Origin of the sequence: Winogradskyella maritima, assembly GCF_042650215.1 — a bacterium.
GTDB lineage: Bacteria > Bacteroidota > Bacteroidia > Flavobacteriales > Flavobacteriaceae > Winogradskyella > Winogradskyella maritima.
In genome coordinates, this window is the sequence record NZ_JBHSAT010000004.1 from 1 (window position 1) to 26964 (window position 26964).

At 38.5% G+C, this 26964-nt stretch carries 19 protein-coding genes and 1 riboswitch; of the genes, 4 read left to right on the forward strand and 15 right to left on the reverse strand.

Going from position 1 to position 26964, the window contains the following annotated elements:
* Positions 1-285: 285 nt before the first annotated feature.
* Positions 286-1749, forward strand: a complete 1464-nt coding sequence (locus ACFOSX_RS01135; RefSeq protein ID WP_386096171.1) for a ligand-binding sensor domain-containing protein — start codon at positions 286-288, stop codon at positions 1747-1749.
* An 87-nt stretch (positions 1750-1836) separates the two neighbouring features.
* On the opposite strand, the gene ACFOSX_RS01140 is transcribed toward ACFOSX_RS01135, so the two are convergent.
* The 9 genes from ACFOSX_RS01140 to ACFOSX_RS01180 all read right to left on the reverse strand — a co-directional run bounded on the left by ACFOSX_RS01140 (position 1837) and on the right by ACFOSX_RS01180 (position 13455).
* Positions 1837-2583: a head GIN domain-containing protein gene (locus ACFOSX_RS01140; RefSeq protein ID WP_386096173.1), complete on the reverse strand. Its 747-nt coding sequence runs from the start codon at positions 2581-2583 to the stop codon at positions 1837-1839.
* Positions 2580-3671 (reverse strand): acyloxyacyl hydrolase, encoded by a 1092-nt coding sequence (locus ACFOSX_RS01145; RefSeq protein WP_386096175.1) that lies wholly within the window; start codon positions 3669-3671, stop codon positions 2580-2582. Before ACFOSX_RS01145 ends, ACFOSX_RS01140 begins: the two co-directional genes overlap by 4 nt.
* A 246-nt stretch (positions 3672-3917) precedes the next feature.
* On the reverse strand, positions 3918-4871 hold the full coding sequence (gene metF, locus ACFOSX_RS01150) for a methylenetetrahydrofolate reductase [NAD(P)H] (RefSeq protein ID WP_386096177.1): 954 nt from the start codon (positions 4869-4871) through the stop codon (positions 3918-3920).
* A gap of 195 nt (positions 4872-5066) precedes the next feature.
* Positions 5067-7832, reverse strand: a complete 2766-nt coding sequence (gene metH, locus ACFOSX_RS01155; RefSeq protein WP_386096179.1) for a methionine synthase — start codon at positions 7830-7832, stop codon at positions 5067-5069.
* Positions 7833-8867, reverse strand: a complete 1035-nt coding sequence (locus ACFOSX_RS01160; protein WP_386096181.1) for a homocysteine S-methyltransferase family protein — start codon at positions 8865-8867, stop codon at positions 7833-7835.
* Between the two features lie 17 nt (positions 8868-8884).
* On the reverse strand, positions 8885-10060 hold the full coding sequence (locus ACFOSX_RS01165) for a trans-sulfuration enzyme family protein (protein WP_386096183.1): 1176 nt from the start codon (positions 10058-10060) through the stop codon (positions 8885-8887).
* Positions 10053-11126, reverse strand: coding sequence for an aspartate kinase (locus ACFOSX_RS01170; RefSeq protein WP_386096185.1), 1074 nt, complete (start codon positions 11124-11126; stop codon positions 10053-10055). The genes ACFOSX_RS01165 and ACFOSX_RS01170 overlap by 8 nt, the downstream gene beginning before the upstream one ends.
* The gene (locus ACFOSX_RS01175) at positions 11089-12108 is read right to left on the reverse strand and encodes an alpha/beta fold hydrolase (RefSeq protein WP_386096187.1); all 1020 of its coding nucleotides are present in this window, start codon (positions 12106-12108) and stop codon (positions 11089-11091) included. The genes ACFOSX_RS01170 and ACFOSX_RS01175 overlap by 38 nt, the downstream gene beginning before the upstream one ends.
* 54 nt (positions 12109-12162) lie before the next feature.
* Complete coding sequence (locus ACFOSX_RS01180) at positions 12163-13455, reverse strand: O-acetylhomoserine aminocarboxypropyltransferase/cysteine synthase family protein (protein ID WP_386096189.1); 1293 nt, start codon at positions 13453-13455, stop codon at positions 12163-12165.
* Between the two features lie 121 nt (positions 13456-13576).
* Positions 13577-13701: riboswitch (SAM riboswitch) on the reverse strand.
* A gap of 266 nt (positions 13702-13967) precedes the next feature.
* Here ACFOSX_RS01180 and metK point away from each other — a divergent pair.
* From metK to ACFOSX_RS01195, 3 genes are all read left to right on the forward strand, one after another.
* Positions 13968-15221 (forward strand): methionine adenosyltransferase, encoded by a 1254-nt coding sequence (gene metK / locus ACFOSX_RS01185; protein WP_386096191.1) that lies wholly within the window; start codon positions 13968-13970, stop codon positions 15219-15221.
* 99 nt (positions 15222-15320) lie between these two features.
* Positions 15321-17207, forward strand: a complete 1887-nt coding sequence (locus ACFOSX_RS01190; protein ID WP_386096193.1) for a carboxypeptidase-like regulatory domain-containing protein — start codon at positions 15321-15323, stop codon at positions 17205-17207.
* 101 nt (positions 17208-17308) lie between these two features.
* The gene (locus tag ACFOSX_RS01195) at positions 17309-19192 is read left to right on the forward strand and encodes a hypothetical protein (RefSeq protein WP_386096195.1); all 1884 of its coding nucleotides are present in this window, start codon (positions 17309-17311) and stop codon (positions 19190-19192) included.
* Between the two features lie 79 nt (positions 19193-19271).
* Here ACFOSX_RS01195 and ACFOSX_RS01200 read toward each other — a convergent pair whose 3' ends face one another.
* From ACFOSX_RS01200 to ACFOSX_RS01225, 6 genes are all read right to left on the reverse strand, one after another.
* The gene (locus ACFOSX_RS01200; RefSeq protein WP_386096197.1) at positions 19272-20828 is read right to left on the reverse strand and encodes a M20/M25/M40 family metallo-hydrolase; all 1557 of its coding nucleotides are present in this window, start codon (positions 20826-20828) and stop codon (positions 19272-19274) included.
* 117 nt (positions 20829-20945) lie between these two features.
* Positions 20946-23693, reverse strand: coding sequence for a carboxypeptidase regulatory-like domain-containing protein (locus ACFOSX_RS01205; RefSeq protein WP_386096199.1), 2748 nt, complete (start codon positions 23691-23693; stop codon positions 20946-20948).
* Positions 23694-23733: 40 nt separating this feature from the next.
* The gene (locus ACFOSX_RS01210) at positions 23734-24612 is read right to left on the reverse strand and encodes a GLPGLI family protein (RefSeq protein ID WP_386096201.1); all 879 of its coding nucleotides are present in this window, start codon (positions 24610-24612) and stop codon (positions 23734-23736) included.
* A 72-nt stretch (positions 24613-24684) separates the two neighbouring features.
* Entirely contained in the window at positions 24685-25506 is an 822-nt protein-coding gene (locus ACFOSX_RS01215) for a GLPGLI family protein (RefSeq protein ID WP_386096203.1), read from the reverse strand.
* A 175-nt stretch (positions 25507-25681) separates the two neighbouring features.
* On the reverse strand, positions 25682-26524 hold the full coding sequence (locus ACFOSX_RS01220) for a GLPGLI family protein (protein ID WP_386096205.1): 843 nt from the start codon (positions 26522-26524) through the stop codon (positions 25682-25684).
* Positions 26525-26534: 10 nt separating this feature from the next.
* Positions 26535-26906, reverse strand: a complete 372-nt coding sequence (locus tag ACFOSX_RS01225) for a hypothetical protein (RefSeq protein ID WP_386096207.1) — start codon at positions 26904-26906, stop codon at positions 26535-26537.
* Between the last annotated feature and the right edge of the window lie 58 nt (positions 26907-26964).

The window sequence follows — 26964 nt, forward strand, 5'->3', positions numbered from 1 at the left end:
GTAGAAAAAGAGAGGGGATTTTCAATGTTGACGAAGTCTAGGCTTCTACGTGTATAATAACCTTGATCCTCTCTTTTGTCTTTTCTGTTTATAACTCTAAATTTAATGGATTGTAAACTTAAGACGTATATAAGCTATGGCTTGGTCAGTCCACACTTGGAAAATCCTGCGGATTTTCCAAAGCCAGTTTTTATCAGGATAGGTCTATGCTAAAACACGCCACAGCTCATATACATTAACGTTGCCAGCAATATGAACAAAAAAACGCAAAGAAAAATTGAATTAATGAAATTACCTTTTTTTATACTACTTATGGGAATTACATTCTCATTAAACGCCCAAAATCTCTTCCCTGTAAAATTAGACAACTGTAAGACTGATAAATTTTGTCTGGACTGCGGAGACATCCAAGCTGGTTATCAAGAAAAGGAGTTTTCAAAACTTCAAGAAAAATTGAACGATGAATTAAAATTGGATGGAATTAAAGGAGCTGTTATGTTTCAAGTTCTTGTTAATTCAAAAGGACGCGCTTGTGTCTTGAGTCATACAGACAAATCAAAAAACTTCATAACAAAGAAATTAATTAAAGAGCTGAATCGATTCAAAAATTGGACACCCGCAATAACAAACGGTAAAACAGAAGAAAAATCTTCAATCAATATTGTTTTCAAAGTAGATAATAACAAAATTACAGGACAAATTGAGAGAGTTGATAAAAAGGCTTTTGAGAAATCTTTTGACAAGCCAAATAGCCCAGAAATCTATAATGAAAATTATGTTTACAAAAACGAGAACTTAAGTAATTATGAAATAACTGTTTGGAATTCAAAAAACTCAAATCTACCTAATAATTGGAATGACCATATTTCCATTGATAAAAATGGCTTAATATGGCTTACTGTGAGCCAAGGTTTGGTAACTTTTGATGGAAGCGAATTTAAAAATGCCGAACAAAATATTTCTGATAAAGGTAAATACTTCGGCTATTACGAATTAGCAACAGATAACAATAATGTAAAATGGATTTATGCTAAAAAAAACATATACAGTTATGATAATGATAAATGGATAAAATATGACTCAACACAAATTGGAATTAATTCTGTCTATAATATTGTTAACAACCCAAAAACAGGCGAATTATTTTTCTGTTCAAAAAATGGAGTAACTATTCTTAAAGATGGTAACTGGTCAAAAATTGATAAAAGCTTATACAAAGACTTACCTGGTGATAGAGTTTCATTTGCTAAAAGAGATTCAAAAAATAGAATTTGGATTGGAACTTATGATGGAACAGCAATGATAGATGAAAACAATCAAGTAACAAATTTCGAGAAATCATCCACAGTTTTAAAAGGGAAATGCATCACTTCGATGGATGAAGACGAAAACGGAAACCTATATTTTACACTTTACGAATTTGACAGAAAAAACAAAAAGCTGGTTAACAATGATGAGGGAATAGCAATAAGAGATGTAAATGGAAACTTCAAACAATTCACAACTGAAAATTCTGGTATGCCCTTTAACCATACAACGTGTGTTCTTTATGACAAAAAAGAAAAAATTATTTGGATTTCAACTGATAGAGCAGGATTGGTTAGATATGATTTAAATGGCAATTGGGAGAATTACCATACTGAAAACTCTGAAATTCCTACCTCTTACATTTCAACAATGACCTTTGACAATAACGGAGATTTGTATTTGGCAACGAGACAAGGATTAGTAAAAATTGAAAGAAAATAAAATACTGCTGGCAACAATGGCTATAAGTAATTGCCTGTTCTCGCCTACTTTGGCAGTACTTATAAAGTAAAGTACCAACCCACGCCCCTACTCAAAAATAAGCCGTCCCGTAAACACTTCTTCCACCTCAACTGTTGGCGGTTGATTTTTAGAAATGACATTCCCCGTAGAGCGAATAGACCCTGTTAAGGATTGCTGGGGATTTAGTATCATATCATTAGAGCCTCTATGAAAGATGGAGATGTTTTGTGCTATGAGGTTTTCGCCTTCAAATCGGCCGTTGCCTGAAAAGAAGTTAACCACCAAGTTCTCAACTTGTCCTTCCAGATAGTAAAACGATAAATTGTTACTCCCTATTCTTAGATTGTCCGCTTGTATATTGAGCTTAAAATCACCAATTGGAAAAGAGTCGGGTTCGTTAAAATTTTCTGATATAAGGCGTAAAGTCGGAAAGGTTAAAACGCCATCTGACGATATATCATATTGCGTAGAACAGCGAATTTCGGTTAATGTTGGAGTAGTCACATAAACTTTGGTTATCCCGAAATCGCGCACATAATTACAGGTATTATTATCGGTTAGCACCAGACGTCCATCCAAGACTTCAACGGAAATGTCGTTCAGTAAATTCTCGCCGGTTTCTACTGTAACTTCGTAGTTTGGCCCTTCTGAAATGACCAATTCAATCTCGCGGTTGATTAAGATTTTATCAAAGCTGTCCACGGTAAAATCTTGCTGGATGATTGAACCAGCCGTTTGAATGCAGTCTGGCGCATTTTCGGTATCGCAAGACCAAAATCCTAAAATTAATATGATGACACACAGTTTTTTCATAATCTCACACCTATTCCAAATTCAACAGCTTCAGCTTTAGCGCCGTGTGATTTTAAGGTCACAGCACCGAAAAATTTCTCACCGAAATAACGTTTCAGACCAATTCGAATATAGGTGCTTCCTTCAAAATCGAAAGGGTAATAGACGTAATAGCCCAATTGACTTTCAATCGATAATTTATTGATGAATAATTCGTGCCCAACAAATAGACCGATACGTTTATAATCTTCATCGCCAGTAATCTCGCTATTTTCTAATTGTGCCGTACTTTCAAACCGAATCAACTGCTTTAAAAAGTTAGAAAAGAAAACATCCGCCCCAAACTGAACGGCGCTTTTATGATTCAAGCGTTTGTCCGCATAGGCCGACACAATATAAAACGGAAACTGCCCAGAACCGACAATATCGCTTTCGTTAATACCGCTTCTAAAAGCGATGTTATAACGAATTGGTTCTATAAATCGCTCCGAGTTCTCCAGCGGTTGAAACGCCCGGTCTTCCTCTTCAAAATTGTAAGTCAAACCCAAGTTAAGCGCCAGTGTGTTGATGCTGGTGTTTGGCGCTTTTACATTGGCATTGCTGTAATGCACAAAAGACAGACCACCTTGAAGCCCAATGTTTTTAAAAAGACGCTCTTTCTTATAATTCAGCATCAAATAAGTACTGCTTAAAATCCGCGAACCAAAGGCAATATTTTTGGGGTTGCTTTCACGGTCATATGGGTTTGAAGTATGCGCCAAGCCTTGGCCGATACGCATCTGCATATTCCGATTGAAGAAATAAAAATTGAAATGTCCGTAAACGCCTATGTTTTTTCCGAGGTTATCATTCCGAAGGTTTTGAAAAATCACCGACGCTCCGTAATCTGGGTAGTTGTAACGTGCTTCCCAAGCTTTATCACCAAAGGTTTTTTTGTTGTAGCTAAGGATAACACCTTCAGGATGATCCGAAATTAAATGCAGAATATCATTGTTGTGTAAAGCGATATTTCCAGAGAAATACTGAAGGTCTAGATAGGCATCGGACGTTAGATGTTGCGCCCAAAGACTATTGCAACAAAGAAGGAATAAAAACAGGAGTCGCCTCATATATCGAAAAATCGAAAGCAAATGTAACTATAAATTACAATTGCCGTTGATTCATTTGAGTTAGGCTTGCATAAAGTATGCTGTAAGCAAGGCCAAGGCTGTCAATACCACAATCTGAATGGCAAATCTCAATTCAGGTTTTTGTTTTTTAATTGTTTTCATAGTTCATTTAAATTCAGTGCAAATTTGAACAGAATATATGACTACAACAGCACCGCAATGCTATTAAATTGTTAGGTTTTAAGATTAAAACACTTCCGAAGCTATGGTCTTTATATTCTCACTTTTCCCCATGGAATAATAGTGAAGTACTGGTACACCAGCCATCATCAGTGCTTTGGATTGTGTAACGCACCACTCAATTCCCACCTGCCTTACCGCAGTATTATCTTTGCATTTAATGACTTCCAGAATTAAATCTTCCGGCAAATCCACATGAAAACGGTAGGGAACAATATTCAGTTGTTTCTTAGTTGCAATTGGCTTTAACCCAGGAATTATAGGTACCGTTATCCCTGCGGTTCTGCATTTTTCAACGAATTGAAAATACTTCTCGTTATCAAAAAACATCTGGGTCACAATGTAAGTGGCACCCTTTTCAATCTTTTTCTTCAAAAAATGAATATCACTATCCAGACTCGGTGCTTCCATATGCTTTTCGGGATAGGCACCCACACCGATACAAAAGTTGGTTTCGCAACAATTTTCTAATTCCTCATCTAAATATTTACCTTCATTAAGTTCACTAATTTGGCTCACTAAATCACTGGCAAAGGTATGACCGTCTGGCTCTGCCTTAAAATAGGTTTCAGATTTTACGGGGTCGCCACGAAGCGCCATAACGTTATCAATGCCTAAAAAATCGAGGTCAATCAAAAAATTCTCCGTGTCTTCCTTAGAAAATCCACCACACAAAATATGCGGAATAGCATCCACGCCATATTTATTCTGAATCGCCGAGCAAATCCCAACAGTACCCGGGCGTTTTTTAATAATCTGCTTCTTTAAAAGACCATTCCCCGCATCTTTATACACATACTCTTCACGATGATAAGTCACGTCAATAAAAGGCGGATTAAACTCCATCAGAGGGTCAATATTATCAAAAATCGACTGAATATGTTGCCCTTTTAACGGCGGTAAAATCTCAAAAGAAAACTGGGTTTCCTTAGCTAATTTTATGTGTTCTGTTACTTTCATAGGCCTCTTCTAACTCTTCCGACGGAGGAGCATAGTTTTACATTTTAGTTTTTTATTTTTCTTTGGCGTTACCTTTTGCTTATACCTACAAGGTTTTGAAAACCTTGCAGGAGCGCAAAACGTCGGGCTTTCACTACTCGCTTGCTGACAGAAAAAGTCAGCAGAGCTCAGACATGCCGCTCAATCCCTAACGCACTAACCCGCTAAATTGGGGCTTAACCATTTTTCAGCCTCTTGTTTGCTGATGTCTCTGCGCTTGGCGTAATCTTCCAATTGGTCATCGGTGATTTTTCCCAAGCCAAAATACTTGGCGTCCTTGTTTCCAAAATAGTAGCCACTGACGCTAGATGCAGGCCACATTGCCAAACTCTCCGTCAGTTTTACACCGATGGTTTCCTCAACCTTTAGTAAATTCCAAATGGTGTTTTTCTCCAAGTGGTCCGGACATGCCGGATAACCAGGTGCGGGACGAATCCCTTTATACGCTTCTTTAATTAAATCTGCATTGCTTAGGTTCTCATCTTTAGCATATCCCCAATGTTTGGTGCGTACTTCTTTATGCAAATATTCTGCAAAGGCCTCTGCCAAGCGGTCGGCCAGTGCTTTAACCATAATACTATTGTAATCGTCGTTATCCGCTTCAAACTGCTCGGCAAGTTCTTGGGTACCGAAACCAGTAGTGACACAAAATGCGCCTATATAATCTTGAATTCCCGATGCCTTCGGTGCTACAAAATCCGAAAGTGCGAAATTTGGAACACCTTGTCTTTTTTTGAGTTGTTGGCGTAGGGTTAGGAATTTGTATGGCTCATCTTGGTCTTCGACTGCCTGCCTGTCGGCAGATAGGGCGCTCAGACTGACAGATGAGACTTCAATATCATCGTCATCAACCGCGTTGGCTTCAAACAAACCAAAGACCGCTTTGGCTTTAAGTGATTTGTTAGTAATGATGTTTTGAAGGAGTTCTTTAGCGTCGGCAAATAATTCCGATGCCTGCTCGCCCACCACATCATCCTTCAGAATTTCGGGGAACTTGCCATGTAAATCCCAACTTCTAAAAAATGGGGTCCAATCGATATAATCAACCAACAACTTCAAATCAAAATCTTCAATAACCTGTATTCCTAATTGATTAGGTTTTACAATATCTAAGGCTTTCCAATCGATTTTAAATTTATTGGCTCTGGCTTCTTCAAGGCTGATGTATTCCTTTTGCTTCGTTCGGTTTAAGAACTGCTCTCGAAATTTATCATACTCCTCCCGAATCTTCAATTTGTAAATCGTATTGTTCTTATTGAGTAAATCACCAACAACTGTCACCGCTCTTGAAGCGTCATTAACATGAATCACCGTATTGTTATAATGTGGTGCAATTTTTACTGCGGAATGCGCTCTCGATGTTGTTGCGCCACCAATCATCAAGGGAATCTTTAGTCCTTGGCGCTCCATTTCCTTTGAGATGTAAACCATCTCATCCAACGACGGCGTTATTAATCCACTAAGCCCAATTATATCAACCTGTTCTTCAATAGCGGTTTGAATGATTTTTTCGGGCGGTACCATAACACCCAAGTCTACAATCTCATAATTGTTACAGGCCAAGACCACACTGACGATATTTTTTCCGATGTCGTGGACATCACCTTTAACCGTGGCCATGAGAATCTTGCCAGCACTAGACGCTTTCCCGTCTTTTTCAGCTTCGATATACGGTTGTAGATAGGCTACGGCTTTTTTCATAACACGAGCTGACTTTACGACTTGTGGCAAGAACATCTTTCCACTTCCGAATAAATCGCCAACCACATTCATACCCTTCATCAAATGGCCTTCAATCACATCAATCGGACGCTCAGCCTGTTGCCTCGCTTCTTCAATATCCTCAATAATAAAGGCATCAATACCTTTTACTAAGGCATAGGTAATCCGTGCTTGTAGTTCCTTGTTTCGCCATTCCAGCTTGGTGGTATCGGCGTCTTTGGTTGTGCCTTTTACCGTTTCAGCAAAGTCCAATAATCGTTCGGTGGCATCATCCCGTCTATCAAACAACACATCTTCTACGTGCTGTAATAAGTCCTTCGGGATTTCGTCATAAACTTCTAACAACACAGGATTGACAATTCCTAAATTCATACCATGCTGAATGGCGTGATACAAAAACGCAGAATTAATCGCTTCCCTAACCGTGGTGTTGCCTCGGAATGAAAAGGACACATTACTCACGCCACCAGATACATTGGCATACGCTAAATTTTCCCGTATCCATTTGGTGGCTTCAAAAAAGTCGAGCGCATTTCTACGGTGCTCTTCCATACCAGTTGCTACGGGGAAAATATTAGGGTCGAAGATGATGTCTTCGGGCGGAAAATTGACTTGATTGACTAATATGTCATAAGACCGTTTACAAATATCGATTCGTCTTTGGTAGTTATCGGCCTGACCAACCTCATCAAACGCCATAACAATGACACTAGCTCCGTAACGTCTAATCAATTTTGCCTGACGGATAAATTCATCTTCACCCTCCTTTAAGCTAATGGAGTTGACCACGCATTTACCTTGAACCACTTGAAGGCCCGCTTCAATAATTTCCCATTTGGAGCTATCAATCATTACCGGAACACTAGCAATATCTGGCTCAGAGGCAATGAGATTAAGAAATGTGGTCATGGCTTTGACACCGTCTAACATACCTTCATCCATATTGACGTCAATAATTTGCGCACCACCATCCACTTGGTCACGCGCGACGGACAAGGCTTCTTCGAACTTTTCCTCTTTGATTAATCGTAAGAACTTCCGTGAGCCTGTAACATTGGTGCGCTCGCCCACGTTAATAAAATTGCTTTCGGGAGTGACGACCAAAGGTTCTAGGCCGGAGAGGGTTAGGTATCTCCCATCTCCAACCTCTTCCCCAAGGGAAGAGGCTTTTTTGTTTAGTTCTAGTATGCCATCTTTCATTTACTCGACGTTTAAAAGTCCCTTTACTTTGGAAAGGGATTTAGGGATAGGATTTCTCGGTTGATACTTTTCAGCGACTTCGGCAATCGCTTTTATGTGTGCTGGGCTTGTTCCGCAACAACCACCGATGATATTGATAAGGCCGTCTTTTAAATAAGCTTCAATATAACCTTGCATTTCTTCAGGGTTTTCATCGTATTCTCCAAAAGCGTTTGGCAATCCGGCGTTCGGATGCGCCGATATATTAAATGATGAAATATGCGCCAATCGCTTTAGATAGGGTTGTAATTGTTGGGCACCTAATGCACAATTAAAGCCTACGCTCAGTAACGGAATATGCGAGATTGAGGTTAAAAAAGCCTCAACGGTCTGTCCAGATAGTGTTCGGCCAGAGGCGTCGGTTATTGTTCCAGAAACCATAATTGGGATATCGATTTGGCGTTCTTCCTTCACTTCTTCAATAGCGAATAATGCTGACTTTGCATTTAACGTATCGAAAATAGTTTCGACCAAAAGGACATCGACACCACCATCAATCAAGGCCTCGACTTGCTCTTTGTAAGCGACTCGTAATTCTTCAAAAGTGACGGCTCTGTATTCTGGTCGGTTAACATCCGGGCTTAGACTTGCCGTTCGGTTGGTTGGGCCAATACTTCCGGCGACGAAACGCGGTTTTTCGGGATTTTGCTTTGTGAATTTATCCGCAACTTGTCTTGCTATTTTTGCTGATTCAAAATTCAGTTCGTACACCAAATTTTCCATGTGGTAATCAGCCATCGCAATAGACGTCCCCGAAAAGGTATTGGTTTCAACGATGTCTGCACCAGCTTCAAAATACTTGGCGTGCACTTCCGCAATAGCTTCGGGCTGTGTTAAAGATAATAAGTCGTTATTCCCTTTCAGCGAATGTTCGTAGTCTTTAAAACGTTCGCCCCGGAAATCGTCTTCTTCAAACTGATATTGTTGAAGCATGGTACCCATGGCGCCGTCTAGGACTAGGATTCGTTTTTGTAATTGGTCTTTTATTGTGCTCATAAATTTAAAAATGAAAGCTAGTGTTTGGCGTTTTCCAAAGCTTGTTTTAAATCGCTAATAATATCATCGATGTGTTCTAATCCTACAGAAATTCGGACTAATCCAGCCGTAATTCCAGCTTCTAGCCGTTCTTCTTCGGTGACTTTTGCATGCGTGGTTGATGCGGGATGCGTGACTATGCTTCGGGTATCGCCTAAATTGGCAGAAAGGGACAACAACTTTATGCTATTGAGGAATTTTTGACCTGCTTGGACACCTCCTTTAATTTGAAATGCCACAATTCCGCCACCATGCTTCATCTGCTTTTTGCCTAATTGGTACTGTGGATGTGATTTTAAAAAGGGGTACTTTACCGTATCAACTTGAGGATGGGTTTCTAGAAATTCAGCTACTTTTAATGCGTTTTCACAATGCTTATCGGCTCTTACCGGAAGGGTTTCCAAACTTTTTGAAAGTACCCAAGCATTAAACGGCGATAGTGCAGGCCCCGTGTTTCTAGAAAAGAGATAAATTTTTTTAATCAAATCCGCCTTACCAACAGTGACACCACCCAAAACCCGACCTTGTCCGTCAATCATTTTGGTAGCAGAATGAATCACCAAATCAGCACCAAATTTTATGGGTTGTTGCAGATATGGCGTTGCAAAACAATTATCTATTATTAAAATGAGATTATGTTTTTTGGCAATTTTCCCAAGGTATTCTAAATCTAGAATATCAACTGCCGGATTGGTTGGGCTTTCTGCATAAATCACCTTGGTATTGGGCTGGATAAAGTCTTCGAGTTGTTCAGTTTCAGTAATTTTAAAATAGCTGGTGGTGATATCCCATTTCGGAAGGATAGTATTGAGCATGGTTTGGGTAGAGCCAAAAATACTACGACAGGAAACCACATGGTCGCCGGCACTTAACAAAGCACCAAAAGTTGAAAAGACTGCAGACATTCCCGTAGCGAAGGCATACCCACGCTCTGCACCTTCCATTTTGCAGATTTTATCTATAAATTCTGAAGTATTAGGATTAGAATACCTGCTATAAATATTCCTGTCTTTTTCATCGGCAAATGAGGCACGCATATCCTCAGCATCCTCAAAAACGTAACTAGATGTTAAGTATATTGGTACTGAATGTTCTAGATATTGTGAACGCTCAGCCTGGTTCCTAATGGCTAAAGTTTCTAAATTCTCATGCATGTGCAATCTGTTTAGAAATTTTTAAAATATCCGTAAATAAGCCTCGTGCCGTGGTTTCTTTGCCTGCGCCAGCGCCTTGGAGTATTAATGGGCGCTCCGTGTATGTTTCGGAGTAAACTTCAAAAATATTGTCCGCACCTTGCAATTGCCCTAACGGTGATGCTTTGGAGGTTGATACCAACTCCACTTTTAGTTGCTTTGTTTTAACATCTAACTCGCCCACATAACGCAATACATCATTGGTTTGGGATTGCTTTTTCTGTTTGAAAGGCTCATCCAATTCTGAAATTCGGGCTTTAAATTCATTAAGCGTCGTTTTACCATTTAAGTTTGAAGGCACCAGAGATTCCACGTCTACATCCTGAAGGTTAAGCGTCAATCCTAACTCTCTTGCCAAGATGAGAAGCTTTCTAGCGACATCCTTACCCGATAAATCATCACGCGCATCTGGCTCGGTATACCCTTTTTCCGTGGCTTGCCCTACGATGTCTGAAAATGGGGCCTCAGATTCTGAAAATTTATTGAAGATATAACTTAACGACCCTGAAAATACACCTCTAATTTTTTTAATTTTTTCTCCAGAACGATGAAGATTTTGGACAGTTTCCACAATCGGTAATCCCGCACCAACATTGGTTTCATAAAGGAATAATCGATTGTGTTCTTTTAGTTTTTTTCTTAACTTTTTGTAGAATTCAATATCTAAGGTGTTGGCTACTTTATTGGCCGAAACAATATGGCAACCAGCTTCGATTAATTGCGCGTAGTGCTTTACAAAATTTGTGCTTGCTGTGGCATCTATAGCAATAGTATGTTGAAAATCATTGCTTTGTAGAAAGTCAATGATATCTTGGAACTTATAGGGTTCTGAAAATTTTTCGAAATCCAATGACCAACTTCCAGTCAACGCGTCGGAAAAGAAAACATGTGTACTATTGGCAATTAGTGGTATGCGTATATCTAGCTTTTGCAAATCGGTAATGTTATCTTTTTGTTCTAATATTTGCTTGATTAGCGTAGAACCGACATTACCGATTCCGAATATAATGAGGTTTATCTGTTTCATATTTATAGTATTCCGATTGAAAAATCGGTTTTAAAATTGTATTCAATTGCTGGTACTCTATTAGGAAAGCATCGTGCCCATGGATAGACTTTATTTCATGAATGAAAACATTGTCTTTTACAGTTTTTAAATCCAGATAGGTATCCCAATTTTCTTCAGACTTAAAAAACAAGTCGGAAGGAATAGTAACAATATGTATCGTTGCCGTGATACGACTGCCAATATCAATAAAAGATTCTCCATCCTTAGTAATATCTACAGTGCGCAATATTTGGTTCATTATTTTGTATGATGCTAGCTTAAAGCGTTTTGAAAGCGTTTTACCATGATGATTGAGCCAAGATTCCACACTATACAAATCGTCATTTTGATGTGCTCTGTGAAATTTGCTCTTAAAGGACTCTGGCGTCCGGTATAGAGTCATAGCGTGTAAACGCGCATCAACAAGAGGGTCTTTTGAGTTATTGAGAATAGAATCCTGAATATGGCAATTGGCAATTAACCAATCCGTAGCTTTCCAATCTGTAGCAATTGGAATAAAATGCTTCGCCAATTCGGGTTTAACCGCAAGCATTTCCCATGCTATACCGCCACCAACCGAGCCTCCTATCAATGCATACAGCTTTGAAATGGAGAGAACATTAAGGGCTTCCAAAAAAATCAAGGCGATATCTTTAGCGGTAAAACATTTATAATTTTCAGCAAAAGATTCTTGATAATTGCCATAACCATTACCAGGTGTGTTTATACAAATGACAGTAAACTGAGTGGTATTAATTGTTTTAGCATCTCCAATCAGCTTTGACCACCATCCATGCTCGCCACTAACATTACTATGGCCTGTAAGGGCGTGATTTACCATAATAACTGGTGCAGACCCGAGCGCACAACCGAAAGTTTGATAGCTTAAACGCAAAGAGATTTCAGCACCACAGCTTAGTGCAAAGTGTTGAATATCTAAAAATTTTAGTGCTTCCGTCATAACATTAAAGAAATCACCGGGCCACAGAGAATGTAGCCCAATGACTCTATTGATTTATGCCGTTACCGGTGTATTAATAAGAATAAAAGCCGCTTTTAAATCAGCCTTTAAATCTTCAATATTCTCTAATCCCACTGAAAGCCTTACTAAGTCTTCAGTAACACCAGTACTTTGCTGTTGTGCTGTATCAAGTTGCTGATGAGTCGTGCTCGCAGGATGAATAATCAAGGATTTGGTATCACCAATATTAGCCAAGAGTGAAAATAACTTCGTAGTATCAGCTACTTTCTTAGCCGCTTCAAAACCGCCTTTTAGTCCGAAGGTGACAATGCCGCTTTGACCCTCTGGCAGATATTTTTTAGCAAGTTGATGGTATGGGCTTTCTTCTAAGCCTGGGTAATTCACCCAAGCTACCTCCTCTTGCGTTTGTAGCCACTTGGCAAGGTTCAAGGCATTTTCAGAATGCTTCTTAATACGCAACTCCAATGTTTCAAGACCTTGAATAATTTGAAACGTATTGAATGGACTTATGGCTGCACCGTAGTCTCTTAACCCCTCAATTCTAACTTTAGCAATAAAAGCAGCTTCTTCTAAGGCTTCGCTATAGACCAAACCATGATAGCCAGCAGAAGGTTCTGTGAATTCAGGAAACTTACCGTTTGTCCAATCAAATGTTCCAGCATCAATAATTACACCACCAAGTGCTGTTCCGTTACCGTTGATGTATTTAGTCAGCGAATGAATAACAATATTAGCACCATGTGCAATCGGATTCAGCAAATACGGCGTGGCAACTGTGTTGTCCACAATTAAAGGAACTTTATGTGCTATTGCTTCTTTTGAAATCGATTCAATATCCAATACGTCCAATTTTGGATTTCCCAAAGACTCTATAAAAAATGCCCTCGTATTTTCTTGTGCGGCATTTTTAAAAGCATTTTCATCTGATGGATCCACAAACGTAGTTGTAATACCATGTCTTGGCAAAGTCACATTCAACAAATTGTAAGTTCCTCCATAAAGACTGTTTGAGGCTACAATATGATCTCCCGCTCTTAACAACGTTAAAAGTGTTGTAGAAATAGCAGAAGTACCAGAGGCTGTTAAAACCGAGGCAATACCGCCTTCTAATGCAGCAAGTCGTTGCTCCAATACATCATTGGTTGGGTTGTTTATCCTTGTGTAAATGTTTCCAGTTTCCGCAAGGGCAAAAAGATTTGCCGCATGGTCAGAATCGTTAAACACATAGGCTGTTGATTGGTAAATTGGCACCGCTCTGGTACCTCCATTGGCTTGGACATCATGTCCGGCATGCAACGCTTTGGTTGCGAATTTTTGTGAACTCATTTTTCTAGTTTTTTGAGTTAATAAATGATTAAACCAAAAAGTCAATAAGCCCCGAAAGGCATACTTAATAGAAAAATGTTATAAGAAAAAATAAGGTAAATACAGATGAGTATTTACACTTGAGTTATCTATCCAGGTCCGCGAGAAATGATTCGCTTTGCCAAGTAGAATTTAGCACCTTCTTAGTAAGTCTAAGGGTTGCTAAGGCTTCAACGGGTCTATTCCCTCCACCTTTCTTGATAACATTTCAGTAAGTTGTTGAACTTTATGAGCACAAATATTGCAACAGAAAAGTTAGAAATCCAAATAATTTTGGTTATTTATTTAATTATTTGCCTAATTGAATTTGAAAATACGAGCAACTGGTTTTGAATTCAACTTTAAATCTCTATTTTTGCGTTCGTAATAAGAGGATAGATTTGAACTGATTGCAACCTCTGCAAAAAATGCTAAAGAACAGTGTAATGCTTCCTCTTTGGCTACGTCAAATCTTCCGACGAAAACAATAATTTATGGCTTATTTATTTACTTCAGAAAGTGTTTCTGAAGGACACCCAGATAAAGTTGCTGACCAAATAAGTGATGCACTTATCGATAACTTTTTAGCGTTTGACAAAGATTCAAAAGTAGCTTGCGAAACTCTCGTAACCACGGGACAGGTTGTTCTTGCTGGCGAGGTAAAATCCAACACCTATTTAGACGTTCAGAAAATTGCAAGAGATACCATTAACAAGATTGGATACACTAAAAGTGAGTATATGTTCGATGGCAACTCTTGTGGTGTATTATCAGCTATCCACGAACAGTCTGAAGACATCAATCGTGGCGTAGACCGCGAATCTAAAGAAGAACAAGGTGCTGGTGACCAAGGGATGATGTTTGGTTATGCTACCAACGAGACTGAAAACTACATGCCATTAGCCTTAGATTTGTCACACCTTATTTTGAAGGAGTTGGCCGCCTTAAGACGCGAAAATAAAGACATCACCTATTTACGTCCGGATTCTAAAAGTCAGGTTACTATAGAATATTCTGATGATAATGTACCGCAACGTATCGAAGCCATTGTTGTTTCTACACAGCATGATGACTTTGGAAGCGATGAGGATATGTTGGCCAAAATCCGAAAAGACATTGTTGAGATTTTAATCCCACGTGTTGTTGCACAGGTGCCAGAAGAAATACAAGCATTATTTAATGACGACATTAAATATCATATTAACCCAACAGGAAAATTTGTGATTGGTGGGCCTCATGGTGACACCGGACTTACAGGTCGAAAAATCATTGTAGATACCTACGGTGGCAAAGGTGCTCACGGTGGTGGTGCTTTCTCGGGTAAAGATCCAAGTAAGGTAGACCGAAGTGCGGCTTACGCAACTCGACACATTGCCAAAAATCTCGTTGCTGCAGGCTTATGTAGCGAAGTGTTGGTACAAGTCTCATACGCCATTGGCGTTGTAGAACCGATGGGGATTTTTGTTGACACTTACGGTACTTGTCCATTCAATTTAACGGACGGAGAAATTGCCAAAAAAGTCTCTGAGATCTTTGACATGCGCCCAGCTGCCATCGAGGAGCGCTTAAAATTACGTCAGCCTATGTACAGTGAAACTGCGGCTTACGGACATATGGGACGCCAAACGGAAACCGTATCCAAAACCTTTGAACAGCCTTATGGAGAATCAGTGACTTTAGATGTAGAGTTGTTTACTTGGGAGAAATTGGATTATGTGGAGAAGGTGAAAGAGGCGTTTGGGCTATGATTAACTTAGACAAATAAATTTATATAGAGTCTTCATGTTACAGTGAGGACTTTTTTATTGATGAATTATTTTTAATTATATTAGAGAAAAACAAGCTTTATGGATCATCTAAAAAACTTCGCTTTTCTCTGCTTATTATTATTCATAGTACAAAGCTGCGAAAAAGATGAAAGCATTGATACAAATGAAAATTTTATTTCTAATGTCGATTTAGAATTGTTTTCACAAAACTTTGGCGCTACTACTCAAGGTGATTTTTTGGGGGTTATTACTAATAAAAATAGTTTGCCTTTGGAAGGCGTATCCATTACCATAGGCACCTCTAACACCACCACAGACACTAATGGTGTTTTTGTAATTACGAATGCTTCTATCAATACTCGATTTGCTTATATAAAGGCTGAAAAAGAAGGCTTTATAAGTGCATCAAGATCTGTTGTTCCCTCTACAGGAACCAACAAGATTAAAATTATGATGTTACCTATTAATAATGTGAGTAATATTTCTAGTGGGACACCTGAAACCGTTAGCTTATCTAACGGATCGAGTTTAGAACTTAAAGGTGATTACATCGACCAAAATGGGAACAACTATTCTGGTAGTGTTTCCGTTAGCATGCATTATCTCAACCCAGAAGACGACGATATAGCCTTACAGATGCCGGGTATGTTATACGGTGCAAATTCGGAAAATGACGAGCGCCTTTTACGAACATTTGGTATGCTTGCTATTGAACTTCGAGGAGAAAATGATGAAGACTTAAATATAGCTCAAGGATCCAACGCTCAAATTTCCGTACCAATACCTCAAAGTTTATTAAACGATGCTCCAGCATCAATACCGTTGTGGTCTTTTAACGAGACCTATGGCGTTTGGGTAGAAGAAGGTATTGCTAACCTTGAAAACGGTAATTATGTAGGTACTGTATCGCACTTTAGCTTTTGGAATTATGATATTGCTGTTGAAACAGTAAATTTCTGTTCTACATTTGTTGACGACAACGGAAATCCATTATCCAATTTACATATTTTAATTACGAGTCCAACTATTGGTTCTTCTGGTGGTATTACAAATGAAAACGGCGAAGTTTGTGGGCTTGTTCCTGCAAATGATGCATTAGTAATAAGCGCTGGGATACAAGATACATGCGGATTTAATTCTTTTTACGAAACAGATATTGGTCCGTTTAATGCAGATACTAATTTAGACTTTACAATATCAGATACATCCTTACCAGAAATAATTACTGAAACTGTAACTGGCATTTTTGTCAATTGCAACCAAGAATTTGTGACGGATGGTTATGTTAAACTTTCTTATGGAGATGTTGAAGTCATAGATATAGTTACCGATGGTACTTTTGAAATAACGTTTTACCGATGTGACGAATCAACAAATTTTACGTTGACTGGAATTGATTTTACAGACTCTCAATCTACAGACACCATTAATTACAATTTCTCTACGCCTACAACAGATATTGGTCCACTTGCTTCTTGTGTCAATTATGCCTTCAATTTTCTAAATTTTCAAGTTGGGGACTACCCTCCAGTACAACAAATTGAAGCCCCTTTTCCAATAAGCTTAAATACAGATTCTAATTTTAGATGTAACGATGGTGAAATATTAAAAACTGGCTATTCAATACAATCATTCGACTCTAATTTCATATTCTTAGATTTTAATAACTTTAATGGAGTTGGAATATATTCAGGAGATAATGGTGTTGGAGACTTTGATAGTTCTGAATCCTTCACCAATATGACTATAAATGGTATGATTCAATTAGGTGATGGACTTTCGCAACCAAGACTAAGGAATTTTGTTGGTACAGCAGAAGTACTAACCTTTGGTGAAGTAGGTGAGATTGTTGAAATTTCATTCTCAGGCACCATTGACGTATTTCAAGCTAATGGAGTAAATTTAATATTAATTGAAGAAGATGTACCTACTACTGGGTTTATGCATCTTATTAGAGATATGTAACAAAATAGTCATCCCAATTGAGAAAGCTCTATTTAATTGTTATGTTGTAACGCAACCATTCTTTAAAATTAGTATCTACATATAAACCAATCCATTCTTTTATGAGATTTCAAATCAAAACATGCTATCTGCATTTAGGTTTTATGTTACTACTGTTAAATTGTGAAATCGGAGATGATAATTCTCAAAACATTGACAGTAATTCAAATCCTCTTCTTGAAATTTTTTCAGAACGGTTTGGTCAAGATGTGAGTCACGATTTTATTGGAAAAATAATTAACGTTAACCATACCCCACTCTCAAATGTTATAATTTCTATTGGTGACAGTCAAGCAATTACAGATAATAACGGTGTTTTTGTAATAAAAAATGCAACTGTAAAAGAAAGATTTGCCTATGTGAAAGCTAAAAAAAATGGATATTTTAACGCTTCGCGATCCTTGATTCCAACGTCTGGGACAAATAATGTCAGCATAGTGATGTTTGAAAAAAGCATAAGAGGAACAACGGTCAGTGGCGAAGAGACAACAATAAGCTTGTTTAATGGTGCTAGTGTAGATTTAAAAGGCGCTTATGAAAACTCTGATGGTGTTATTCATAGCGGAAATATCAATGTCGTTCTAAATTATCTCGATGCCACAAACAGCGAGATAGAAAATCAAATGCCAGGCATGTTATATGCCATGGATAATAATACTGAGGCGCAAATTCTTAAAACTTATGGCATGCTGACTGTTGAGCTTTTGACCGATAACGGTGAGAAGCTTAACATTGCTGCTGGATCTACGGCTCAGATAACAATACCCCTTAATCAATCTCTCCTAGCAAATGCCCCAAACACAATACCGCTTTGGCATTTTGATGAAACTTATGGTATTTGGGTAGAAGAAGGCATTGCTACTCTAGAGGGCAATAGTTACGTGGGTACAGTTTCACATTTTAGTACTTGGAATTGTGACGTACCGTTTGACACAGCAAATCTTTGTATTAATTTGAATGACAACACGTCTAACGTGATGTCAAATGCAAATAACGTCTCATCCAATCTAGAAGTCGTCCTAAGTGCTCCCGAATATGGCTCAATATCTGGTGTTTTTGACGAACAAGGAGAATTATGCCTTCCAGTTCCTACTAATGTAGCAATTACTTTGAATGTCAATTATGTTGGAACCTGTACTACCGATACGATTTTAGATCAGAATATTGGTTCTTTTTCTGAAGACAGCGCAATAGACATATATATTGATTCCATTCCAAGCCAAAACCTAATTTCAGAAACGATTACAGGTTCTTTCTTAGATTGTGACGGTGGTCCTATTGCAAATGGCTATGTACAAATTAACCATGATGGTCAAGATGTTATAAGTACAATTACTGATGGAAATTTTGAAACTAGTTTACTACGTTGTGCTATGGATAATGATTTCTCAATAATAGGTGTTGACTTTGAATCTAACGAAAGTATTGGCCCAATTTTCTATCAGTTTTCAGAAGATAATACTGATGTTGGAGACATTAGTACATGTTCAGAACTACTCGAATATATGAACATAGAATTAGAACCTTATTTCATTTTTCCAGATGGATACACCAAATCATTGTCAATCTTTGAAAATTTAAGTACTGATTATAGTTTTGATGCACAAATAGATAATGAAGGTAACTTAGTTATAGATTGGGTGCCCTTTTCTGAGACTATAGAATTTAGATTAAATACATGCCAATTTGATGGCGTGGGAAGTTATCCCATAGTTTACCCAGATGGACCATGCGCATTTGGAAACGGAAATGATACCCAAATATACTTCAGCGCATATTATTCTGAAAACATATTACCTTTTCAGTTTTTTTCAGGTACAATACATATAACCTCCTTAGGTGAAGTTGGTGAATACATAGAATTTAATATTACAGGAGAATCATTTTATACCTTCGATGCAATTTTTGACACTACAATAACTGGGCGCGTTTTACGTGATCAATAATTGCTAAAAAAAAGGTAATTCATCTAAGAAATCTCCGCCATTGCAACTATGCTAAGTAGCTAAAAAGGTTTTTTTGATTTTAGTTCCGTCCCCCATCTCGCTGAGGTGAACGTGGCTCTGGCCAAGTACGCTGTTCTCCTGTTCTTGGGTTAATTGGCAAAACAATCTTTTCTCTAGAGGTCGTTTCAGGGTCTTCGGACGCCATATACGTTAAAATAGCGGTAAGAATCGCATTGCTTCTTACATCATCAAAGACCACTTTGTCATAGGTATCTCGGTTGGTATGCCAGGTGTAATTCCAGTACGACCAATTTAAAGCACTCAGATTAAAGGCTGGAGCACCAGCGGCCACAAAGGAAGCGTTATCCGAACCTCCTCCACTCGGAATACCTGGGAAATTAGTTTCAATGTGTTGTGTAATGTCATCTGGAACCGCATTTAACCAGCTCGATAAATAGTCATAAGCATGCAAAAATCCTGCTCCAGAAATGTTAACGACACGTCCCGTTCCGTTATCTTGATTAAATAATGCCTGAACATTCTTCACTATCTCTGGATTATCTTCTACAAAGGCCCTAGACCCATTGAGACCTTGCTCCTCGCTTCCCCAATGCCCAACTAGAATAGTACGCCTTGGGTTTGGATAAAATTTCTTCAAAAGACGCATGGCTTCCATCATAACCAAAGTCCCCGTTCCGTTGTCCGTTGCACCAGTTGCACCATCCCACGAATCAAAATGGGCTGAGAGAATGACGTACTCTTCTGGTTTCTCTGAGCCTTTAATTTCTGCAATGGTATTAAAGGTAGGCACACGACCTAATTCTTTACTTTCAGCTACAATCTTTAAGGTTGGTTTGCTTCCGTATTCGGCCAAACGGTATAACATAGTGTAATCTTCTAACTCTAAATCTACCGTTGGAATTGTCTTAGTACGAGCACTAAATATTTTATTAACCCCAAAACCTCTAGACCAATAACTGGCAATAATACCCGAGGCACCAGCATCTTCCAACGCAGTAATGATACTTCTCCCATTATAACCTGCTCTATTTAGGTTAGCACGCCACTCTTGAGATTGCTCATCTCTGGCTTCTTTCATTTTTTCGAAAGATTCTTCAGTCGCAAATTCTTCCCAGTTATAATCTGGTCGACCTGTGGGTTGTTTCATGCTTACCATCACAAATTTTCCTTTGACGTTTGGTAACCATTTTACGAAGTCTAATGAATCCTTAATGTTTTCTGGTAAGACAATAGCTTCAGCCGTAACGCCATCGGAAGACGTACTCGGATTCCACGCCAACTGCATACCTTGAATTGTTTGTACTCGTGGCGACAACATATCAATATGCGTTATTCCACGTTCCCAGCCACGCCATTCGCCCCACTTTTCATTTCGGGCATCGATACCCCAAGATTTGTATTTGGCGACCGCCCAATCATGTGCGTTCTGCATTTGTGGTGTCCCAACCAAACGAGGGCCAACAACGTCTAATAATTCGTGGGCCAGTTTTTCGAGCTGTGAATTTTCATTGGCCTCTTTGACCATGTTCTCAATGACAGGATTATTGTCTTGAGCAAAAGACAGGCTTACTGCAAACAGCAAAGCCAAACTTAAAATTGAAGATTTTGATATCATAGTTATGTTAGTTTAAGACCTACAAATTACGATTATTGCACCACATCTAAAATCCTAAAACTGTTAAAGCCCATTGCAAAAGTTACAATGGGCTTTCTAAAAAATGTTGTGGAAATATTATAAGGTATAAATCGCTCTAAAGGTGATGAAGCGTGGTTGTAAGAATGTTGCTGAATTAAAGACTGCCAAATTGCTTACATTGTTATTGATATTGGCATCAATATTCAAGATGTTATTGGCTCTTATTTCATACTCCCATTTGGCATCCCTATCCTTACGATAGCCTAAACGCGCACTCCAGGTTTGAAACGAATCTGAACGCTCTCCATCATCTTGATTGGTATACGCATAATCCGTTACAAAGGTCACAGAATTCCAGATGTAGGCATCAAAACGAATCGATGGCGAGTTACGTACAATTCGTGTAGTTCTAGTACCTTGGTCAGCATTAGTAACCGAATAATCATAACGTAATCTTACGTTTGGTGCTTCCCTAAAATTGGTTCTAAATTCAGGACGGTAACTCTGTGTAAATGATTCATTGACCGATTGCCTGCCATTAACAAACTGATTATTTAGGCTGTAATTAAAATTTGTATTCATTCCTACTCTCAATTTCCCAAAGGTTTTGTTCCAACTTCCGAATGCTGATAAGGTTTCATCAGCAAATGGTGAGTTGAAAAATGTCCCTGTTCTAATGACATTTTCAAAATTGGTCAAAGTTCTTATTTGGTCTTCATTCTTACTGTAAGCTACTCGGGCAAAAACTCTAGTATTATTAAATAAGTTGAAACTCTGATAGAACAAACTTAGATTTTGTTGCAAGCCGTTTAACAATTCAGAATTACCATAGCTTAGGTTGTCAAAACTGTTAAGCACCAAGCCTTCAGCTATCCTTGTGACGTCCGTAAACTGATTCGTCATTCTATAATTAAAGGTTAAGCTTTCCGATTTTTTGAATTGCACTCGAGCTTCAAACTCAGGTAAGACTCTAAAGAAATTATCTTCAAAAGTTTCTCCAAACTGTGTGTTTTGGTTACCGTAGGCATGAAGTGAAAGCCCTGGTCTAAATGTGAATTTACCTGTTCTAATATTGTATCGTGTCCCTACATAAATGTCACTAAAATTATATTGTGTATCATTTACGGCACCCAATGGGTTTCCGTCTGTATCATTGATAGTTGGGTCCGCGTTTTGCGTGTTTCCATTATCTAAGAACTGAAATATATTGGAATTGAAATCCTGACGGCTTAAAATAGTACCAAGCGTAAAGCTGATGTTACTTTTGGCATTAAGAATATTATAGTAATCTAACTTCGCATCCAGCTGATTGGATTTCACCTTTTGATTCTGTCCTATATCGTAAAAATCAAGGGTTCTATCTAAGCCCAATTGCTCAGCTGTTTCATCATAGGCGTCGTCATTAGCCGTATCGTTATTAGTTGGGTCATTATTTAAAAACGCATTGTAGAATGGGTCCTCATTCTTAATTAAATGTTGTGCCTCTAGTGCGAAAATGTTGTTTTCGTTGAGCGTGTAATAGTAATTCAAACTTTGATTGATACTGAATGGCGTCACTTCATCTAACTGTGATGTTTGGCCAATAACTGAAGACAATTCGGATTGACGTTCAGAATCTTTTGACAGTCGCCCCAAAATATCATAGTCTAATTGATTATTGAAATTTGGTTTGTACGAAGCGCTCAACTTGGCAATACCTTGGTCTGAAGCCTCACGACCTGTATTAATTGTTTCTTCGTCCGGAATACCCAAATCTGCATCTGTATAGCGAATAAAACTCTCTTGTCTCGTATTCAATCTCGTTGTATTAAAAATTACGAAACCACTTAAATCCAATGTTTTCTTTGGCGAGTAACTAAAATTGGTTGCCAAAAGTTTAGACTCTACCTTTTGGGCGTTACGCGCATTGGTTAATCCCTGTAAACCGTTATCTCCAAGATTAATGCTTGTTCCGCTATCTCTACTAGGCGCTCTAAAACCTCCTCCGAAATTTCGAACATCTCGGTTTGAAAGTGCAGGTTCTCCAATATTATTCATGTCGCCAATAACATTGAGACTGTACTTAGGACTGTAATAAAAGAGTTTGGGCTGTACCAAATAGAGTTCGTCATTTGGTGATGGCGCAGCACCTGCACCTACAGTAATATCACCAAACCAGAAGTTTTCTTTTCCTTCTTTAAGCTTAATGTTTAATGCGAAATTGTTTTGATTGTTCTGTACGCTTCGTAATTGCCCGACTTCAGAAAAATTCCGAAGAACTTCAATTTTATCTACGGCGTTAGATGGTATATTTTCACTAGCCAATTTACTGTCTCCGTCAAAGAAATCTTTCCCGTTAACGGTCACTTTTTGTACCACATTACCTTCGACTTCAATCTGACCATTTTCATTGATTTCTACACCAGGAAGCTTTTCCAGTACATCGCCGAGCTTCCGTTCTGAGCCATTTTTAAAAGAATCTACATTATAAATCAGGGTATCGCCTTTAACCACTACAGGCATATTATAAGTCAATTCTATGGCATCTAATTCATTGTCGGCCTTGAGAATGAAATCTTTTGTAAAACCCTCTTCTTTTGTGGTGATGACTTCTTCATAAGTCTTCATGCCAATGTAGCTCACTTGTAGCTTATACTTGGTGTTTTTACTTAAGGATAAATTATAACGGCCTTTGTCATTGGTTACGGCGAAAGACTCCAAGGTTTTGGTGGAATCATTCATGGCAATGACATTGGCGAGTTCTAAAGCGACGCCAGAGCTGTCTTTTACAACACCTTGCATTTTAATTTGGGCAAAGGCTGTGCTTGCTACACAAAGTAGCACAAGTGTAATTAGATGTTTCATTGAGTTAGTGGTTGATGAAATTAATGTGTGTCAATGAAGTTTAGAATCTGGACCTTCCGCCACGGCCTCGGCCACGGTTGTTCCTCATTTCCTCCATTTTGTCTGTAATTATTTGAGTGTATTCTGCTTTGGTTACGACCTCGCCTTTCTCTGGTACTTTTATCTCTTCTGGTTCGCCTGGATTCATCACAATTTTTGTACAAAGCATAACGGTGTTCCCTGCGCTTAGCTCAAGGATTAACCCTGGTAAGCCCCAATATTCAGCTGGGCCTTGACTTACCGAAACCTGTGGTGTAAACCAAGCAATGACTTCGACCATTTTTTCCTCTTCAGGTTCGTCTTCCGCGGATGCGACGTCTGTATTGGTACTATCCGCTTTCTTGGTTTCTTCATCTCTGTTACCTCGGCGTCTAAACGAATTTTCTGGACTCACCTCCTTTTCAGGTCGCATGGTAATGGCCTTGTAAGCCGTGTATTTTCCGATTTGCTTTGATTCTGAAGTCATTTTCCAATCAAAAGCTTGCATCTCTTCTTTAATCAAAAACTGTTTTCCGAAGAATTCTTGGTCTTGTAAATACGTCTTGGTCTTTACGTTTTTATACTGTGGTCCTGGCGAAAAACTACTTCCCCATGAACCAAACCCACCACCACCAGCTCCAGCTTCTAATTTTTCTTCTTCTTTAAATAGGGATTCTTCTTTATTGAAAGTCAGCACGTAGGTCTTTTCCAAGAAACTTTTCATACGGTCCATGATGGCTTTCTTCTGTTGCTCACTCATCTGACTTCCGCCCCAACGACTCATATCTACTGAGGTCTTTGAGGAATAATAGGCTTTACCTTGAAAGTCTTGGGCACTAACGCCTGTGGTCATTAGTACCATTAGTAAAACGATTCCGAATCTTGAAAAAATAGCTTTCATGCTGTATCTGATGTTATGATTTGAATTCAAATTTAGTTATTAAATCAAGCTGGTTTCGTTTTTAACGTTTAGTTAACCTCTTCGGCGTCCACGATTATTTCTAAACTCCTGCATTTTCTCAATAATCGTTTTTTTGTAATCTACCTTATTTATTTCCTTGCCATTATCTGGCGCCTCAATATCTTCTTTTTCTTCAGGATTCAATATTAACTTTGAACACAGCATCGTAGTATTTCCCGCGCTGACTTCTAAAATTAAACCTGGTAATCCCCAATATTCTGAAGGCCCATGACTTACCGGAATCTGTGGCGTATACCAAGCTTCCACTTCGGTCATAGGTATTTCTGGTGTTTCGCCATCTTCTGATTCTTCATTTTGACGCATTTCTGACCAAGAAAAATTATACCATTCTAACTCCGAAGTCGGGACAGACGCTGTCGCTTTAAAGCAATTGTATTGTCCAATCATCTTGGTTTCCGTTCCCATCTGCCATGCAATCGCCGGTAATTTATCCTTAACTAAAAAGCGCTTTCCGTAAAACTCTTGCTTCTGAACCAACTCGTTATCCTTTACATTTTTGTAGGACTTGCCGGCTGTGAAATTACTCCCCCAACTATCCGTTGCTCCAGACATGGCATCTAGCTTGTCATCTTCTTCAAAAATGGATTCTTCCTTATTGAAAGTCAAAATATAGGTCTTCTCCAAACGATTTTTCATTCGTGCCATAACTTGCTTTTTTTGAGCTTCGCTAAGTCGGGCGCCCCACTGTCCCAAGTCCATTGTGGATTTTGAAATATAATAGGCCTTTCCTTGGAAATCATCATTTGTTGTCGGCTGTCCCGAAAACAGGAATGCCAATAGAATAAGACTGAGTTTTAATGCCAATGCTTTCATAACTAATTGTTCTAGAGTTAATTTTGTTAAACAAATTTAATTAATTGTTGAACAAAACATGTTCGATTACCAAAATCTTAACACAAGGGTCAGATTTTAAACCGACTCTAAAAACAATTAGACTCCCAAGTCATGAATTCGTTTAACCTAAATCAGTTAAACTAATGTTAAGGTTTTATCCACCGATTCTAATTTCTATGGACTCGCCTTCTCGACCATTTCTAGGACGGAAACGCTCCATCATCTCTTTGGATTTTTTCTCCATGACATCGTCAAAATCTTTCTGACTGATTTCTTTCCCTTTTGACGGTTCTTTGATATCAACTTGGTCCTTCGGATTAAGGACAATTTTACTACAAAGGATGGATTGCTTTCCGTTATCAACATCTATTTCCATAATTAATCCTGGCAATCCCTGATAATCAGCAGGACCAGAATTCACGGGAATTTGAAGCGTATACCACGCCGTAATAACGCGTTCTCTCATAGTAGTTTCCGGCTCCTTATCTTCGTCACTACTTCGTCTCATTTCCGTATACTCATACTCTTCGGTGAGCGTCGCTTCATGGCAAAGGTATTCTCCAATATATTTCGTCTGTGGTTCTAATTGCCATTCGCGCTTTTCAATATCATCTTTAATAAGAAATATTTTCCCGTAGGTATCTGTTTGGTTAACGTATCGGTTCTCAGCCGTATTTTTATAGTAGATATCTCCACCACCGCCACTGCCAATGGTCATAATCTGAAAATCTCCACCAATGCCACCAACCTGTGGCTTAGATAAGGATTCTTCTTCCTTATAAATGGACTCCGATTTATTGAAACTGAGCGTGAAGGTTTTTTCAAACTGCTTTTTCATCATTTCAATCATCTGCTGTCGCATAGCATCATTGGCTTTTGTGCTATCTAGCTTAATGTCGATATGACGTTTGGTTTTGTAGGTTGCTATACCTTGAAATTCCTGCGCAAAAGCACTGGTGCTTACCAGTGCCAATACTAAGACTAAAATTCTAATCATTGTTTTCAATTTATTTTTTGTTGTAATATTTAATTCCTGCTTCCCTGACTTTTTTTACACCTTCCAAAAAGTCGTCAATGTTGTTAGTGTTGCCTTCAATCTTGTAAGATACATGGGATTTTACGCCGTTATCTAAGACTCGTCCATTGCAGGTTAGTTTGAAAGTGACCGCTTCTCCTGGCTCGGACTCATTTAAAATTTCTCTAAAATCCTCTACTTTAAATGTAGATTCCAATTCCTGGGCATCATCTACAGTCACTTCAATTTTAAAATCTGTGACTTTTGCATCTTTTAAAGTCGTTTTTTTAGCATTTCCTGTTAATGTCTGGCCAAAGGTAAAGGCGGTCATAAAAATAGCTAAGCTTGTGATAATAGTTTTCATAATATGTTGTTTTTGATTAGTACACTACAAATTTGAAAAATACAATCCATTGCAATAG